Here is a 16127-nt window from a genome sequence, read left to right as displayed (position 1 = left end):
TACCGGGCATTCGGGTCAAGGGCCGGACCGGGGCGAATTCGAGACAGGAAGAAGGGGCAGACGCGATGCGCGCAACCGTTACCGTGATGCTGAAACAAGGCGTGCTGGACCCGCAGGGCGAGGCCGTGCGCCACGCGCTTGGCGCACTGGGCTTCGATGGCGTCGAGGGTGTGCGCCAGGGCAAGCTGATCGAGCTGGATCTGGCCGACGGCACGACCGAGGCGCAGGTGACCGAGATGTGCGAGAAGCTGCTCGCCAACACGGTGATCGAAAGCTACCGGGTGGAGATGGGCTGATGCGCGCGGCGGTTCTCGTTTTCCCCGGCTCCAACTGCGACCGCGATCTGGCGGTGGCGTTCCGGAATGCCGGCTTCGACGTGGAGATGGTCTGGCACAAGGATACCGACCTGCCCGGCGGGCTCGATATCGTCGGCGTGCCGGGCGGGTTTTCCTATGGCGATTATCTGCGCTGCGGGGCCATCGCGGCGCAATCGCCGATTTCGGGCGCGCTGAAAGCCCATGCGGCGCGGGGCGGCTATGTCTTCGGCGTCTGCAACGGCTTCCAGATTCTCACCGAAACCCGGCTTCTGCCCGGGGCGCTGCTCCAGAATGCAGGGGTCAAATACATCTGCAAGACCGTGACCTTGCGGGTGGAGACGACCGACAGCGCCTTCACCAATGCCTATGCGGCGGGGGCGGAGATCGACATTCCCATCGCCCATCACGAAGGCAACTATCAGGCCGATGCCGACACGCTGGCCCGGCTCAGGGGAGAGGATCGCGTGGCCTTCCGCTATCTCGATGCGCCGAACGGGTCCACCGACCGGATTGCCGGGATCCTGTCGGAAAACCGCCGCGTGCTGGGGATGATGCCGCACCCCGAACGGCGCGCGGAGCCTGCCCATGGCGGCACGGATGGCGCGGCGCTGTTCACCTCGCTGTCCGAGGCGCTGGTCAACGCCTGATGGAGATGGCTGCAAGATGCTTGAGGCGGCAGGCCTGCATCGCGTAATCTGGCGGCGATGAGCCTTATCAAAACCAACCTTTCGGCCTCGCGGCGCTTTGGACTGACGCACACCTGGGTGATGCGCGGCCTGATGATGCTGTTTCTGGCCGCGGCCGTGATCGTGATCTGGATATCGAATATCTGGCTGACAGAACGGTTCACCGAAAGCACCCGCAACAGGGCCGAACTGCGCCTTGCGCTTTATTCCGGTTCGATCGTGTCGGAGCTTCAGCGAAACTCGGTGGTTCCGCTGCTCCTGAGCCGCGATCCGCTTCTGATCCGGGCGCTCGATCAGGGCGATTACACCACCACGTCGCAACGGCTGATCTCCTATGGGGAGGAAATCGCCGCAGCCTCGATGTTTCTGCTGAGCCGCGAGGGGCGGGTCGTGGCCGCCACCGATCGCAACCGTCTGGGCGAGCTGTTGAACACGGAGCCCTTCTTCGTGCAGGCGCAGCGGTCGTCAGACACGGTTTTCAACAGCAGCCAGTCGGAAACGGGTGCCTTCGATTTCACCTTCTCGCGCCGGGTCATGGATGACAATCGGCTTCTGGGCGTGGTGGTGGTGGAGGTCAATCTCGCCCGGCTCGAAGACCGCTGGCGCGGCACGACCGAAGCGGTGTTCGTGGCCAATTCCGAAGGGCGCATCATGCTGTCCACCGAACCGCGCTGGCGCGGCCGGACCGAGGAGGAGGCGCTGGCGCTCCGGTCTCCGCCATCGGCCATCCAGCGCGCGATCGAGGCGACGGGCGACTGGGCCTTCGGTGACCCCACGCCCTATTTCTTCGGCGACGCGACGATCCGGCTGGAAAGCCGCATTCCGTTTCGCGGCTGGCGGCTGACCTCGTTCACCGCCTATGCCTCGGTGCGGGAGCGCGTGAACGGGGTTCTGGCGCTCCAGATCATGGGATTCGCGCTGCTGCTGGCCGGGGGGTTCTACGTGCTGAGCCGCCGCGCCCGATTGCAGAGCGCGATTTTCCAGCGCGAGTCGGCAGAGCTTCGCCGGTTGAACGACAGGCTCGGGCGGGAAATCGCCGAGCGCCAGAAGGTCGAACGGACCCTTGAAGAGGCGGAGCAAAGCCTCGCGCAGAGCCAGAAACTGGCCGCTCTGGGGGAGATGTCTGCCGCCGTCAGCCATGAACTGAACCAGCCGCTGGCGGCCATGAAGACCTATCTGGCGGGGGCCAAGCTGCTTCTGCAGCGGCGCCGGCCCGACGAGGCGCTGAGCTCCTTTCAGAGGATCGACGACCTGATCGAACGGATGGGCGCGATTACCCGGCAGCTCAAAAGCTATGCCCGCAAGGGCGGCGAGGCGTTCGAGCCGGTCGATCTCAGGGATGCGCTGACCGGGGCGCTGACGATGATGGAGCCGCAACTGCGCCAGATGACCGTGGATATCACCCAGAACCTGCCCCGTCGCCCGGTGATGGTTCTGGCCGACCGGTTGCGGCTTGAGCAGGTGATCATCAACCTGTTGCGCAACGCGCTGGATGCGATGAAGGCAGAGGACGAGCGCGAGCTGGACCTGATTGTGGCCGGCGGCGACGAGGCCGTCCTGACGGTGCGTGACAGCGGCAGGGGGATTGACGATCTCGATGCTTTGTTCGAGCCATTCTATACAACGAAGAAACCCGGTGACGGGGTGGGCCTGGGTTTGGCGATCTCGTCCGGGATCGTGACGGACCTTGGTGGGCGACTGACCGCACGCAACGGCGCCAAACGGGGCGCCGTGTTCGAGATGCGCCTGCCGATCCTTGATCGGTCCGCCAACGCCGCCGCTGAGTGAGCATAGAGGACGACGCCATGAAAATCGCGATTGTCGATGACGAACAGGACATGCGCCAGTCGATCAGCCAGTGGTTGGCGCTGAGCGGATTTGATACAGAAACCTTTGCCAGCGCGGAGGATGCGCTGAAAGGGATCGGCCCGGACTTCCCCGGTGTCGTGGTCAGCGACATCAAGATGCCGGGCATGGACGGGATGGCGTTTCTGAAGCGTCTGATGGGCATGGACAGCGGCCTGCCGGTGATCATGATCACCGGCCATGGCGATGTGCCCATGGCGGTCGAGGCGATGCGGATCGGCGCCTATGATTTCCTTGAAAAACCGTTCAATCCCGACCGGATGACCGAACTGGCCAAACGCGCCAGCCAGACCCGCCGCCTGACGCTGGACAACCGCGCGCTGCGCCGCGAGCTGTCGGACGGCACCGTGTTGATGCGCAAGCTGATCGGGTCTTCCCCGGTGATGGAACGGCTGCGGGAGGACATCCTCGATCTGGGGCAGGCCGATGGCCATGTGCTGATCTCCGGCGAGACCGGAACCGGCAAGACCCTTGTGGCCCATGCGCTGCACGCGGTGGGGCCGCGGGCGGGCAAGAGCTTCGTCGCCATCAGCTGCGCCGCCCATGACGAGGACGCGTTGTCCGCCATGCTGTTTGGCCCCGTGGGTGAGGGGCAGGATCTGCCCCTGATGGAGCAGGCGCGCGGCGGATCGCTGGTTCTGGAGGATGTGGAGGCGCTGCCGCAGGCGCTCCAGGCGCGTCTGCTGACCGCCATCAACGATCAGGGCACGCCGGCGGAAACCCGGATCGTGGCGATCTGCAATGCCGCCGAGCCCGAAGGCTGCGAGGCGGCGCTTCGCCCCGATCTCTTCTATCGCCTTGCGGCGATGCGGATCGACCTGCCGCCCTTGCGCCAGCGCGGGGAGGATATTCTGACGCTCTTCAACCGGTTCGGAGAGCAGTTCGCCGAGGAATATGGCACCGACGCGCCCGAGGTCACCGCGCAGGAGGCCGCGCAGCTTCTGCAGGCTCCATGGCCCGGCAATGTGCGGCAACTGATCAACATCGCCGAGCGCGCGATCCTGCAGCAACGGCGCGGCTCGGGGACGATCGCGTCGCTGCTGATGAGCGACAATGCCGAGATAAGCCCGCAGGCCGTGGGCGAGGGCAAGCCTCTGAAAGAGTATGTGGAGGCGTTCGAGCGCATGCTGATCGACAACACGATGCGCCGTCATCGCGGCTCGATCGCCAGTGTGATGGAGGAACTCTGCCTCCCGCGCCGCACATTGAACGAGAAGATGGCGAAATACGGGTTGAGCCGGTCGGATTATCTCTGATGCCGGGCTGGCGGGCTTGGCGGGCCATGCCTGCCGGCCCGACCGCCGATCCTTCGCCGCGCCAGCGTGTGCGCTCCGCTGAGCACTGATGACTTGCATGTCATGCGCCTTGTCGGCCCGGCTGCAGTGGGCGGTCCGATGGTCGTGACAAAATCCAAATCGAACTGGCTTTTAGGGGCAGTCCTTATCCAGCGATAATCAGCGCGTAATGACTATTGCAGACCGCGCCGCTCGGGCTCAGCCCATTGATATGGCGGGGTTTTTGAAAGGTTGCGCATACAGCGCGTTTCGGTGGCGGAAGCGAGGTCTTCGCACCCTGGCCGGTCGGCAATGGGATGCAAGTGCGGGGTGGAGCGCGGAAATAGCCCATTGTAATTCCGCCTGCGCTGCCATTAATGTCACCTAAGGGTCGGCAGGATATGCTGACCCCCTTACAGTTTCTCTGCCCCCCTGTCGCGCCGGGCAATTCGCCGCGCAGCAGCCGGGCAGGTCACAGGGCCGGTTAGGGCCCAGGAAGATTGCCCTTGAAAACAGGGCCAATGAACGGGTGGCGCTGACATTGTCGCGCTATCGGAGACAAACCGCGATGACACGCGCGCGACAAACCCCGATACGAACCAACGTGGCTTCGGCCCGTCCGGTGGGCATGTCGGCGCGCGTCCTCGCCATTTCAGGACAACATGGCAGCCATGCCGCCCGACGGGCGGGCAAGGGGCCATGCGCAAGGATAACATGGCAAAAAAGATGCTTATCGATGCCACACACGCGGAAGAGACCCGCGTTGTCGTGGCAGACGGAACCAAGGTCGAGGAGTTCGACTTCGAGTCGCTGAACAAGCGGCAACTGGCAGGAAACATCTATCTCGCAAAGATCACCCGGGTGGAGCCATCGCTTCAGGCGGCCTTTGTGGATTATGGCGGCAATCGCCACGGCTTTCTCGCCTTTTCCGAAATTCATCCCGATTACTATCAGATCCCGACGGCGGATCGCGAAGCGCTGCTGGCCGAGGAACGGGAATATGCCGAGGCGATGGCCGCGACAGAAGACGAGCCGCGCCCGAAGCGGCGCAGCCGCAGCCGCCGACGGAAGGGCGGCGAGACCAGGGCCGAGAGCGCCGCGCATGACGTGGTGACACGGGGCGAGGCCCGCGCGCCGTCGGGCATGGATGTCGTCGATCTGGGCGATGAAGACGAGGATGAGATCGCAACGACCGATCTGCACGATGTCGCCGCCGAAGCACCGGGCGCCTCCGAGGACGGGACGCAGGCAGACGCGGTCGAGGAAGATCCACAGGATGCCGCCGAAGCGGACATCTCCGAGACGGGCGCCGATGACGACGGCTCCGAAGAGGATGGCGCCGAGGATAACGGGGCCGATGACGGTGACGCGGACAGCGCCGAACAGGATGATGTGGATACGGTCGCCGACGATGACGACCAGGAAGATATCCGCCCCGTCCGCAAGCCGCGCCCCCGGAAATACAAGATCCAGGAGGTGGTGAAGGTTCGCCAGATTATGCTGGTGCAGGTCGTCAAGGAAGAGCGCGGCAACAAGGGCGCGGCGCTGACCACTTATCTGTCTCTGGCCGGCCGCTATTGCGTGCTGATGCCGAACACGGCCCGTGGCGGCGGGATTTCCCGCAAGATCACGCTGGCCGCGGATCGCAAGAAGCTCAAGGAGATCGCGACCGGTCTGGACGTGCCTCAGGGGGCGGGGCTGATCGTGCGGACGGCGGGCGCGAAACGCACCAAGGCCGAGATCAAGCGGGACTACGAATATCTGCAACGGCAATGGGAACAGGTGCGCGCGCTGACGCTCAAATCCATCGCGCCGGCCCCGATCTATGAAGAAGGCAACCTGATCCACCGGTCGATCCGCGATCTCTACAACCGCGAGATCGACGAGGTTCTGGTGGAGGGCGAGGCCGGGTATCGTCAGGCCAAGGACTTCATGAAGATGATCATGCCGTCCCACGCCAAGAACGTGAAACAGTACACCGATCCGATGCCGCTTTTCGCGCGGCACAAGGTCGAGGGCTATCTGGCCGACATGTTCAACCCTGTGGTGCAGCTGAAATCCGGCGGCTACATCGTGATCGGCGTGACCGAGGCGCTGGTGGCGATCGACGTGAACTCCGGCCGGGCCACCAAGGAAGGCTCGATCGAAGAGACCGCGACCAAGACCAATCTGGAGGCCGCCGAAGAGGTGGCGCGCCAGGTGCGCCTGCGCGATCTGGCAGGCCTGATCGTGATCGACTTCATCGACATGGATGACCGGCGCAACAACGCCGCGGTCGAGAAGCGGATCAAGGACAAGCTGAAAACCGACCGCGCCCGCATTCAGGTGGGCCGGATTTCGGCCTTCGGGCTGATGGAAATGTCGCGTCAGAGGCTGCGTCCGGGCATGCTGGAGGCGACGACCCAGCCCTGCCACGCCTGCCACGGTACGGGTCTTGTCCGCTCCGATGACAGCCTTGCGCTGTCCATCCTGCGCCAGCTGGAGGAGGAGGGGACACGCCGCCGGTCGCGCGAGGTGTTGCTGACAGCGCCGGTGGGCATCGTGAATTTCATCATGAACGTGAAACGCGAGTATCTGGCTGCGATCGAGGCGCGGTATGGCCTGTCGATCCGGATCGAGGCCGACCCGCATCTGGTCGCCCCGGACTACAAGATCGAGAAGTTCAAGACCGCCACCCGCAGGGTGCCGGAGGCCGCGCCGATCGTGTCGATGGATGCCGCCCTGATGGACGAGATCGAGGAAGAAGCCGTTGCCGACGAGGTTGAGGTCGCGGATGTTCCGGAGGTCTCCGACGGGGAGGAAAACGGCACCAAGCGCAAACGCCGCCGCCGTCGCGGGGGCCGTGGCCGCCGCAAGACCAATGCGGAGACGAGTGACGAGAGCAATGGCGAGGGCGCGGCCGACGAAGCGCCGCAAGAGGCCGACGGGCAGGATGCACCCGAAGCGGTAGCGGAGGAGAACACCACAGCCGAGGTGCCTGAAACGGAAGCGCCTGCCGAGGTGGCGGCCCCCGATCAGGAGAACGCCGCCGAAAACGCCGAGGAGGGGGAGACCAAGCCCAAGCGCCGCCGCTCCCGCGGGGGACGTGGCCGCAAGAAGACCGACGAGGCGCCGGCCGAAGAGGCCGCCGAGGAGGCACCGGCCGAAGAGGAGGTCGCCGCGGCGAGCGATGAAGAGCCCGTGAGCGAGCCCCCTGCGCCCGAAGTCAAGGCGAAGAGGACGCGGCGCAAAAAGGCCGCGCCGGCAATCGCTGAGGCACCCGCCGCGGAGCCTGATACCGAAGCGGCCGTGGCAACCGAAGAGGCGCCCGAACCCGCCGCCGCGCCGGAGCCCGAGCCCGCACCGGAGCCGGTTCTGGAAACAGCGGAAGTCACGGCGGATCCTGCACCGGAACCCGCCCCCGAGCCGCAGCCGGAGACGCAGGCTGCGCCCGAGAAACCGGCCAAGCCGAAACGCAAGGGCTGGTGGTCGCTCGGCTGACGGGCGCGCGTCGGACCCATTGAAGACCAGATTGCAAAGGGCGCCCCGGTGGCGCCCTTTGTCATTCTGTGGCTTGCCCGCCTGTTTTATGCCCGCGACCGCCGGTGGGCCCTTTGGAGGTGTCAGTGCGGGTGGCGTTCCGCTTCGTGAGCGGCTGATCGCAGGTCGGCCCGAAAGCGTGTTGCCCAGTCGTGATTGGTCCGGTCAGCCAGCTTCGCGACCGTCGGCGTCACGCCGGCTACGGCCTCCCGGTTCAGGCCAAGTTCGGCCAACAGGCCGCGCAATGTCCCGACCGGGTCGGCTGCAAGCGTTTCATACGTGATCCGCAGCGGTTCGATGCCTTCGGCGTCGAACCAGCGGGTCCACTCGCGATCAAAGGAAAGGAAGCGATCATGATGCTCCCGGATCTCGCGGCCATCATAAACCGGAGGGCGCGGCGGAGAGACGCGCTCAAGCTCCGTGCCGTCCGATGCCCGATGCCAAAGGCCGGTCTGATTGGCCATCGCGCAAGACACCGCCTGCTCGACCTTGTCGAGCCGGGTCAGGTGAATGAAGGCGGTGCGCCCGAAGGTCATCTCGAAACGCTGCAAATCGGTTGCCGGTTCGGGGTGAAGCACCGCCAGTTTCCGGGCGAAAAAATCGAAGCTGTGTCGCTGCAGCCTGAGCCCGAAGATCCCGGTCTCGCGCCGCCCCTTGGCAAGCGCGGCCTGGACTATATCGGCGAGCATGTCCTTTTCCGGGGCGGATGCGGCGGGCGACAGGCCAAGGGCACTGGCCCAATCCGCCACGGAAGGTTTGTGGAAATAGGAGGCGGGGTTGCCCGATACCCCGGTTGCCGCCAGAAGCTGGCAAAGCAGAGTGCTGCCGCTTCGCGGTGACGTGCAGATGACATAGGACGCGAATTCAGCCATCACTCACTCTTCGGTGCGGGCCACGCGGGCTGCGCCCGCACGGGCAGCTATCCCGGCGTTGCGAGGAGGGCGCGACGGGCAAACCGGCGCTATCGCGCCTTTCCCGCCACGCGGCGGGGGGGGACGGGCAGGGCTCAGTTCGCTTCGGCCCGCAACTGCTCCGCCAGTTCCGCCATCGCCTCGTAGGGCAGGTAGCCACGCAGCAACTGGTCGCCCATCACGAAACTGGGTGTCCCGCTGATCTGCAAACGCTGTGCCAGCGCGTAATTCTCCTCCAGCACCCGGTCGATCTCGGGGGCATCGATGCCGGCCAGAATCGCCTCCGCGTCGAAGCCAAGCTCGGTGGCAATCCGGCTCAGGCTCTCTTCGGACACCTCCGCGCGCATCACCATCATCGCATCGTGAAGATCCTTGTAGGCCGCATCGCCCTCGATGATCCGGGTCGAGAGCGCGAAGCGGGAGGCCAGCGTGGACTGCTCGCCCAGAATCGGGAACTCCTTGATCACGAATCGGATATTGCCATCGCTTTCAAGCAGTTGCTCCACCTCCGGAAAGGCACGCCGGCAGAAGCCGCAGCGGTAATCGAGAAACTCCACCAGCACGAGATCGCCCTCGGGGTTGCCCCCTTCCCAGGAGGTTTCGGAGTTGAAGAGCGCCTCCGCATTGGCCGCCACGAGGTCCATGTCCTGCGCCGCCTCGGCCGCGGCCTGGCGCTGTTCCAGAACCGCGATCGCCTCCATCAGCACTTCGGGATTTTCGAGCAGATAGGCCCGCACCTCCGCCCGGAAGGCCGCGCGCTCCGTATCGGTAAGGGCGTCCAGATCGACGGCGAGGGCAGGGCCGCTCAGGATCAGCATCAATCCGGTCAGGGCGGCGGCAAAAAACGATTTCATCAGCGATTTCTCCGGCTTTGGGCGGCTTCGGCCACCCGTAACACATCTTGCGCGCGAAGCCACCCGCCCGATCCGTTGGGCAGCAGGCCGCTGGCGCGGTTGGCGTGAATTTCGGCGTCTTCCATCCGGCCCAGGATCGCGTAGCGCTCCGCCGTGACGACCGAGGCCATGCCATTGTTGCCGCCGCGGGCATAGGCCAGAGCCAGATCGCGCAGCATGCGCGGGTCGAACGGATCGCGGGCATAGGCCTGTTCCAGCACCTCGCGGGCGCGGGCATTGCCGGAGGATGTGTCCGCCGCCAGAAGCGCGCGCCCGTAGCCCGCCAGAATGAGCGGCTCCCGAGGCGCCAGTTGCACGGCGCGGGCATAGGCCTGCACGGCCTGCGGGAAATTGCGCGATTCAAACAGGATCTGGCCCTGAAGCTCCTGATAATACGGATCATTCGGGCGCATCTGCAACAGCCGCCCGACCTCGGATATGGCCTGCGCGGCATCGGCGTTCTGGTGATGTGCGATGGCGCGCGCCAGCGTCGCGATCTCGCCCTGGTCGGTGCGGCCCGCCTGCCGGAGCGTCTGGCGCGGGGCATTGAGGAAACCGCCCAGCTTGGCGCGGGTCCGGGCGAACCAGTATTGTGCCTCGGCGCTGCTTTCGGCGCCCGCCGCGCTGCCGGAGCGTCCGTTGACAAAGGCCTCGACACTGCGCACGCGATCGCGGGTCAGCGGGTGGGTGCGGACATAAGGGTCCTGCCGCCCGGCCGACAGGGCCTCCTGACCCCGGAAGATCTCCAGCACCTCCAGCATCGCGGCGGGGTCGATCCCGGCCTGAACCATGTAGCGGAGCCCGGCCTGGTCGGCGCTGGCCTCTTCGGCGCGGGTATGGGCGAAAAACAGGCGCGCGGCGGTGGACCCGGTTCCGATCGCGATCCCGGCGCCCAGGCGGCCATTGTCCGATGCCGCCCCCGCCGCCAGCGCCAGAAGCAGGCCCATGCGCGCGGCACTCTGCGCGCTGCGGGCATTGGCCGGGCGCCGGGTCAGATGGCCATTGGCGATATGGGCCGCCTCATGGGCAAGCACGGCCTGCAACTCGGCCGGGTCCTCCATCCGCATCAGCAGACCGGAATGAATGAAGATATGCCGGGCATCGGCCACGAAGGCGTTCAGCGTCCGATCGTTCACCACGATGATCCGGGTGGAGGTCGGCAGACCCGCGGCGCGCAGGATGGGCGCCGCCAGTTCCTGCAGGCCGCGTTCGATCTCTGCGTCGCGAATGATCGAACGCGCCTCGGCCGCCCATCCGGTCAGCAAAAGGGCCAGCGCTGCGATCAGCGTCGTAAACGGGCGGCGGCGGGGCATTGACGTCTCCCATGGGGCCTGCTTCAACGCGTCATCATAGGGAGGCTTTCATGCGACATTCAAGCCGGGCCGAGGTCGATCCCTTCATCGTGATGGACGTGATGGAGGCCGCCCGCGCCGCCGAAGAGGCCGGTCGCCATATTATCCATATGGAGGTGGGGCAGCCAGGCACCGGCGCGCCACGGGCCGCGCGGGAGCGCCTGATCGCCGAGATGGAGGCCGGGCCGCTTGGCTACACGGTCGCCCTTGGCCGCCCCGATCTGCGTGCGGCCATCGCCGCGCTCTACGGCGAATGGTACGGCCTCGATCTGGACCCGGCGCGGGTGGTGATCACGGCGGGGGCCTCAGGCGCGTTTCTCCTCGCCTTCTCGGCGCTGTTCGATGCGGGCGACAAGGTGGCTCTGGGTGAGCCGTGCTACCCGTCCTACCGGCAAATCCTGCGCGCGCTCAGCCTTGTGCCCGTGGGGCTGCAGACCGATCTGGCCAGCCGCTACCAGCCCCTGCCGCGGCAAATGTCCGGCGATCTGGCCGGGCTGATCGTGGCCTCCCCCGCCAATCCGACCGGCACCATGCTGGACAAGGCGGCCATGGGTGCCTTGGCCGGGGCCTGCGCGGAGCAGGGGATCTCGCTGATCTCGGACGAGATTTATCACGGTCTGCAATATGACGGGCGCGCGATTTCGGCACTGGAAGTCACCGACGAGGTTTATGTCGTCAACTCCTTCTCCAAGTATTTCTCGATGACCGGCTGGCGTCTCGGCTGGATGGTGGTGCCGCCGGATCATGTGCGGCTGATCGAACGGCTGGCGCAGAACATGTTCATCTGCCCGCCCCATGCGGCGCAGGTCGCGGCACTTGGCGCGCTCAGCCCAGAAGGCCGGGCCGAGCTGGATGGCCATCGCGCGGTCTATACCGCAAACCGGGCGCTGATGCTGGAGGGTCTCGCCGCGGCCGGTTTCGACAGGGTCGCGCCCGCGGATGGCGCGTTTTACGTCTATGCGGATGTCTCGGAGATCACCACCGACAGCCGGGCGTTCTGCACCGAGATACTGGACCACGCGGGCGTTGCGGTGACGCCGGGGCTGGATTTCGACCCGGTTCGGGGGCAGGGGACGGTGCGTTTTTCCTACGCACGCGCCACGGCGGATATCGAGGAGGGGCTTGCGCGGCTGAAAAACTTCATGTCGACGCGGGCCGCCGCCGAATAGGGTGCCGGCCTCGCCAGATCGGCGTTTTCGCGATCCGTCCGGACGCAGGATGCCTCTTGGGGCGGGCCGCCGGCTCTGCTAGTCTCCGGCAAATTCTTTCGGCGGAAGACCGATGATCCGAGCAGTTTTGAGTTTTCTGATGATCTGGCTGGCGACCCCGGCCCTGGCGCAGGACTTCCGCGCCCTGGCCCGGGTTCTGCCCGCCGACAGTTCGCTGAGCGACGTGGCCGGCGGCGGCGCCCGGATGGGGCTTGCGCTGAGCCAGGCGGTGCCGTTTCGGGTGTTCACCCTGGATGACCCCGCCCGCGTCGTGGTGGATTTCCGGGAGGTCGCCTGGGAGGGTCTGTCGGTCGATTTCGATGCCGCCGACGCGGTGGCAGGCGTCGAGACTGGCGGCGCGCTTGAGCCGGGCTGGTCGCGCATGGTGCTGGAACTGTCCCGGCCGCTCGCCGTGGCCCAGGCCGCGATGGAGACCGATCCGGCCGACGGGACGGCTACCGTTCATCTGCGGCTCGACCCCACAAGCCCGGAGGCGTTCGCGGAGACCGCGGGCGCGCCGCCCGGTGTTGCCACCCTGGTCGCACCGGCTGCGGGCGAAATGGCCCGCCCCCGGCAGAGCGGCACGGGCATGCTGGTCGTGGTGCTGGACCCGGGCCATGGCGGGCTGGACCCCGGCGCGCAGCGCGACGGCCATGACGAGGCCGATCTGATGCTGGTTTTTGCCCGCGAGTTGCGCGAAACGCTGGTGCGGTCCGGCCGGTTCGAGGTGATCCTGACGCGCGAGAGCGATGTCTTCGTGCCGCTGCCCACCCGGGTCAGCATCGCCCGCGCCGCCGGTGCGGATCTGTTCATCTCGCTCCATGCCGATGCGCTGGCCGAAGGGCGGGCGACGGGTGCGACGGTCTACACCCTGTCGGCAACCGCGTCCGATGAAGCCTCCGCCGCGCTGGCGGAACGCCATGACCGGGCGGATCTGCTGGCCGGGATCGATCTCAGCGGCAGCGACGATGTGGTGGCGGGCGTCCTGATGGATCTGGCGCGGCTGGAAACCGACCCGCGCTCGGATGCGCTGGCCGATGCGCTGGTGGCGGGCATCGCGGCAGCCGAAGGCGATCTGCACAGCCGCCCGAGGCTGGAGGCGGGGTTTACCGTGCTGAAAGCCGCGGATATCCCGTCGGTTCTGGTGGAACTGGGGTTCATGTCCGAGCCGGAGGATCTGGCCAACCTTGTGGATCCGGTCTGGCGCGCGCTGATGCAGGCCACGATGCGCGACGCCATTCTGGAATGGGCGGTGGAGGATGCGGCGGCGGCCACGCTCTTGCGGCAATAGCAGGGCGCACCGCCCGGATCGCAGGACAGGTACCGGGCTACCCGGGCACGGGGCCGCGGTTTTGTGATCGCGGAAAGATGCCTGTGGCTTTTGACCCCGCCCGCCGGGACCCCTATAAGCGGGCATCAGGTGGCGGCACAGGTTCGACATGATCCGATTCATTCTTGGCATATTCGGCGCGATCTTCAGTTTGCTGACGATCGGGCTGGTGTTTGCCGCGTTGTCGATTGGCGCGGTCCTTTACATGTACAGCCGCGATTTGCCCGATCACGAGACGCTGGCGCGCTACACGCCCGCCACGATCAGCCGCATCTATTCCGCCGAGGGCGAGATCGTCGACGAGTTCGCCCGCGAGCGGCGTCTGTTCGTGGCGGCCGAGGATATTCCCGATCTGGTGGCCCATGCCTTCGTGAGTGCCGAAGACCGGAATTTCTATGAACATGACGGATATGACCCGCGGGCAATCGGCGCCGCTTTCGTGGAAGCCATACGGTCCCGGGGGCGCGATGTCCGCGGCGCATCCACCATCACGCAGCAGGTGATGAAGAACTTCCTTCTGGACGGATCGCGGACGGTCGAGCGCAAGGTGCAGGAAATCATCCTTGCTGCCCGGATCGAGCAGACGCTGAGCAAGGATCGCATTCTTGAGCTGTATCTCAACGAGATTTTCCTGGGCCAGAATTCCTATGGCGTGGCCGCCGCCGCGCAGACCTACTTCAATGCGTCCCTCCGAGAGCTGCGCCCGGAGCAGGCGGCATATCTGGCGGCGCTGCCGCAGCGGCCAGGCCGGCTGCATCCGGTGCGTGACTACGATCAGGCGATCAACCGCCGCAACTACGTGCTGCGCGAGATGTTCGAGAACGGGTATCTGAGCCGCGACGAAATGGAGACGGCGCAGGCCGCGCCCCTGGAAACCGTTCAGGGCGGCCATATCGAGCCGTTCCGCGCCACAGTGCCGCCGCGGAACTACTTCACCGACGAGATCCGCCGGCAATTGTCGGTGCAGTTCGGGGAGGAGGAGTTCTTCTCCGGCGGCTATGCGGTGCGCGCCACGATGGATGAGAGCCTGCAACAGGTGGCGGAGGTCGCGCTGCGCCGGGGGTTGGAACGCTACGACCGCGCGCAGGGCCTTTGGCGGGACCCGCTGGCGGTGATCGACCCGGCCCTGCTGGAGGGCGCGGATGAGGAAAGCTGGCGCGCGGCGCTTGCGGATACGGACATTCCCCGCGACATCGAAGGCTGGCATGTGGCGGTGGTTCTGTCGGTCGGCGAGAGCAGTGCGCGGATCGGGATCGAGGATGTGCCCGAGGATGAGGACGGCCACTTCATCCCAGCCGAGGACGTGACCTGGGCCCGGCCCGTGGATGCCGATGGCAACCGGGGCAGCGCCGCGCGGGTTGCCGGCGATCTGCTGGATGTTGGCGACGTGATCCATGTGCGCGCGATGACAAGCGACAGCGACGGCAGCTTCATCCGCTGGACGCTCCGCCAGATCCCCGAGGTGCAGGGTGGCTTCATGGCGATGGATGTGAACACGGGCCGTGTGCTTGCGATGCAGGGCGGGTTTTCGTATCAGCATTCGGTCTTCAACCGGGCCACTCAGGCGACGCGGCAACCGGGATCGAGCTTCAAGCCCTTCGTCTATGCCGCCGCGCTGGACAGCGGCTACAGCCCGAACACGATCGTCATCGACGCGCCGATCGAGCTGGACACGGGCGCGGGCATCTGGCGCCCGACAAACGCGTCGAACCAGTTCTACGGGCCTGCACCGCTTCGCACGGGCATCGTGCGGTCGCGAAACCTGATGACCGTGCGTCTGGCGCAGGATGTGGGCATGGAAACCGTGGCCCGCTACGCCGAACGGTTCGGCGTCTACGACGACGCGGAGACCTTTCTGGCGAATGCGCTTGGCAGTCAGGAGACGACGCTGTTCCGCATGGTCGCGGCCTATGCGATGTTCGCCAATGGCGGTGAACGGGTACAGCCGACGCTGGTCGACCGCGTGCAGGACCGCTTCGGCGGGACGGTCTATCGTCACGATCAGCGGCTGTGTCCGGATTGCGAACTGGCCTCGCTGGAGCCCGGCATGGCGCCGCGGATCGTCTCCAACCGCGAGCGTGTGATCGACCCGATCACGGCCTATCAGCTGACCTCCATGATGCGCGGTGTGGTGGAGCGCGGCACGGCGTCCTCCACCGTGAACCTGCCGGTACCGATCGCGGGCAAGACCGGCACCACGAACGATGCGCGCGACGTGTGGTTCGTTGGCTTCTCCTCCAACATCGCGGCGGGGTGTTACATCGGTCATGACCAGCCGCGCCCGCTTGGCCGGGGGGCCTCGGGCGGGGGGATGTGCGGGCCTGTCTTCAACGAGTTCATGCAGGCCGCAATCGAGGAATATGGCGGCGGCCCGTTCCGCGTTCCCGAAGGCGGGGTCTTCTACAATATCGACCGGTTCTCGGGCCAGCGCCTGCCCGACGATGCGCAGGGCGACCACGTTGTCGCCGAACTGTTCCGCCAGGGCGAAGAGCCGATCTACGGGTTGCTGGCGATTGTCGATGGCGGGTTCGCGATGGGATCGGACCTGCCGATGTTCGCCCGCGGCGAGGAAGACAGCGGCGAGGGCGGCACCACGGGGCAGACGGTCACCACCTCAACCGGCGACAGCGCCCGGGTGCCTACGGGCACGGGCTTCGGCACGCTGAGTTCCGGCGGGCTTTACTGAGATGCGGAAAGCTGCCTGGCGCGCGCCCGCTTGCGGGCGCCGGGCCGCTGGTCTAGATCGGTTGGACACTGACATGATCCTTCAC

The 16127-nt window shown here is 66.2% G+C and carries 11 protein-coding genes; 8 read left to right on the top strand and 3 right to left on the bottom strand.

Features of this window, described 5'->3' with window-relative positions; genetic code table 11:
- Positions 1-65 precede the first annotated feature (65 nt).
- From purS to ACQ651_RS08320, 5 genes are all read left to right on the top strand, one after another.
- Positions 66-296: a phosphoribosylformylglycinamidine synthase subunit PurS gene (gene purS, locus ACQ651_RS08340; RefSeq protein ID WP_227286747.1), complete on the top strand. Its 231-nt coding sequence runs from the start codon at positions 66-68 to the stop codon at positions 294-296.
- The gene (gene purQ, locus ACQ651_RS08335; RefSeq protein WP_227286746.1) at positions 296-964 is read left to right on the top strand and encodes a phosphoribosylformylglycinamidine synthase subunit PurQ; all 669 of its coding nucleotides are present in this window, start codon (positions 296-298) and stop codon (positions 962-964) included. Before purS ends, purQ begins: the two co-directional genes overlap by 1 nt.
- A 57-nt stretch (positions 965-1021) precedes the next feature.
- The gene (locus ACQ651_RS08330; protein WP_375552098.1) at positions 1022-2791 is read left to right on the top strand and encodes a sensor histidine kinase; all 1770 of its coding nucleotides are present in this window, start codon (positions 1022-1024) and stop codon (positions 2789-2791) included.
- Positions 2792-2808: 17 nt separating this feature from the next.
- The gene (locus ACQ651_RS08325; RefSeq protein WP_121899545.1) at positions 2809-4125 is read left to right on the top strand and encodes a sigma-54-dependent transcriptional regulator; all 1317 of its coding nucleotides are present in this window, start codon (positions 2809-2811) and stop codon (positions 4123-4125) included.
- A gap of 732 nt (positions 4126-4857) precedes the next feature.
- Positions 4858-7623, top strand: coding sequence for an Rne/Rng family ribonuclease (locus ACQ651_RS08320; RefSeq protein ID WP_430449012.1), 2766 nt, complete (start codon positions 4858-4860; stop codon positions 7621-7623).
- A 122-nt stretch (positions 7624-7745) separates the two neighbouring features.
- Here the strand turns inward: ACQ651_RS08320 and ACQ651_RS08315 are convergent, their stop codons facing one another.
- From ACQ651_RS08315 to ACQ651_RS08305, 3 genes are all read right to left on the bottom strand, one after another.
- Positions 7746-8534, bottom strand: coding sequence for a Stf0 family sulfotransferase (locus ACQ651_RS08315; RefSeq protein WP_430449011.1), 789 nt, complete (start codon positions 8532-8534; stop codon positions 7746-7748).
- A gap of 134 nt (positions 8535-8668) precedes the next feature.
- Positions 8669-9427, bottom strand: coding sequence for a DsbA family protein (locus ACQ651_RS08310; protein WP_227286741.1), 759 nt, complete (start codon positions 9425-9427; stop codon positions 8669-8671).
- Entirely contained in the window at positions 9427-10779 is a 1353-nt protein-coding gene (locus ACQ651_RS08305) for a M48 family metalloprotease (protein ID WP_227286740.1), read from the bottom strand. The genes ACQ651_RS08310 and ACQ651_RS08305 overlap by 1 nt, the downstream gene beginning before the upstream one ends.
- Before the next feature lie 50 nt (positions 10780-10829).
- Between ACQ651_RS08305 and ACQ651_RS08300 the strand changes: the two genes are divergently transcribed.
- From ACQ651_RS08300 to ACQ651_RS08290, 3 genes are all read left to right on the top strand, one after another.
- A complete protein-coding gene (locus ACQ651_RS08300) occupies positions 10830-11987 on the top strand; it encodes a pyridoxal phosphate-dependent aminotransferase (RefSeq protein ID WP_430449010.1) in 1158 nt (385 codons plus the stop codon).
- A gap of 112 nt (positions 11988-12099) precedes the next feature.
- The gene (locus ACQ651_RS08295) at positions 12100-13317 is read left to right on the top strand and encodes an N-acetylmuramoyl-L-alanine amidase (RefSeq protein ID WP_430449009.1); all 1218 of its coding nucleotides are present in this window, start codon (positions 12100-12102) and stop codon (positions 13315-13317) included.
- Positions 13318-13465: 148 nt separating this feature from the next.
- Positions 13466-16042, top strand: a complete 2577-nt coding sequence (locus tag ACQ651_RS08290) for a penicillin-binding protein 1A (protein ID WP_375552104.1) — start codon at positions 13466-13468, stop codon at positions 16040-16042.
- Positions 16043-16127: the final 85 nt, after the last annotated feature.

This window comes from Rhodophyticola sp. (genome assembly GCF_965284195.1).
GTDB lineage: Bacteria > Pseudomonadota > Alphaproteobacteria > Rhodobacterales > Rhodobacteraceae > Rhodophyticola.
This window is presented reverse-complemented; position numbering and strand designations above follow the sequence as displayed.

Coding starts and splice junctions, on each gene's coding strand:
- purS (WP_227286747.1), top strand. CDS start 66: ATGCGCGCAACCGTTACCGTGATGCTGAAACAAGGCGTGCTGGACCCG.
- purQ (WP_227286746.1), top strand. CDS start 296: ATGCGCGCGGCGGTTCTCGTTTTCCCCGGCTCCAACTGCGACCGCGAT.
- ACQ651_RS08330 (WP_375552098.1), top strand. CDS start 1,022: ATGAGCCTTATCAAAACCAACCTTTCGGCCTCGCGGCGCTTTGGACTG.
- ACQ651_RS08325 (WP_121899545.1), top strand. CDS start 2,809: ATGAAAATCGCGATTGTCGATGACGAACAGGACATGCGCCAGTCGATC.
- ACQ651_RS08320 (WP_430449012.1), top strand. CDS start 4,858: ATGGCAAAAAAGATGCTTATCGATGCCACACACGCGGAAGAGACCCGC.
- ACQ651_RS08315 (WP_430449011.1), bottom strand. CDS start 8,534: ATGGCTGAATTCGCGTCCTATGTCATCTGCACGTCACCGCGAAGCGGC.
- ACQ651_RS08310 (WP_227286741.1), bottom strand. CDS start 9,427: ATGAAATCGTTTTTTGCCGCCGCCCTGACCGGATTGATGCTGATCCTG.
- ACQ651_RS08305 (WP_227286740.1), bottom strand. CDS start 10,779: ATGCCCCGCCGCCGCCCGTTTACGACGCTGATCGCAGCGCTGGCCCTT.
- ACQ651_RS08300 (WP_430449010.1), top strand. CDS start 10,830: ATGCGACATTCAAGCCGGGCCGAGGTCGATCCCTTCATCGTGATGGAC.
- ACQ651_RS08295 (WP_430449009.1), top strand. CDS start 12,100: ATGATCCGAGCAGTTTTGAGTTTTCTGATGATCTGGCTGGCGACCCCG.
- ACQ651_RS08290 (WP_375552104.1), top strand. CDS start 13,466: ATGATCCGATTCATTCTTGGCATATTCGGCGCGATCTTCAGTTTGCTG.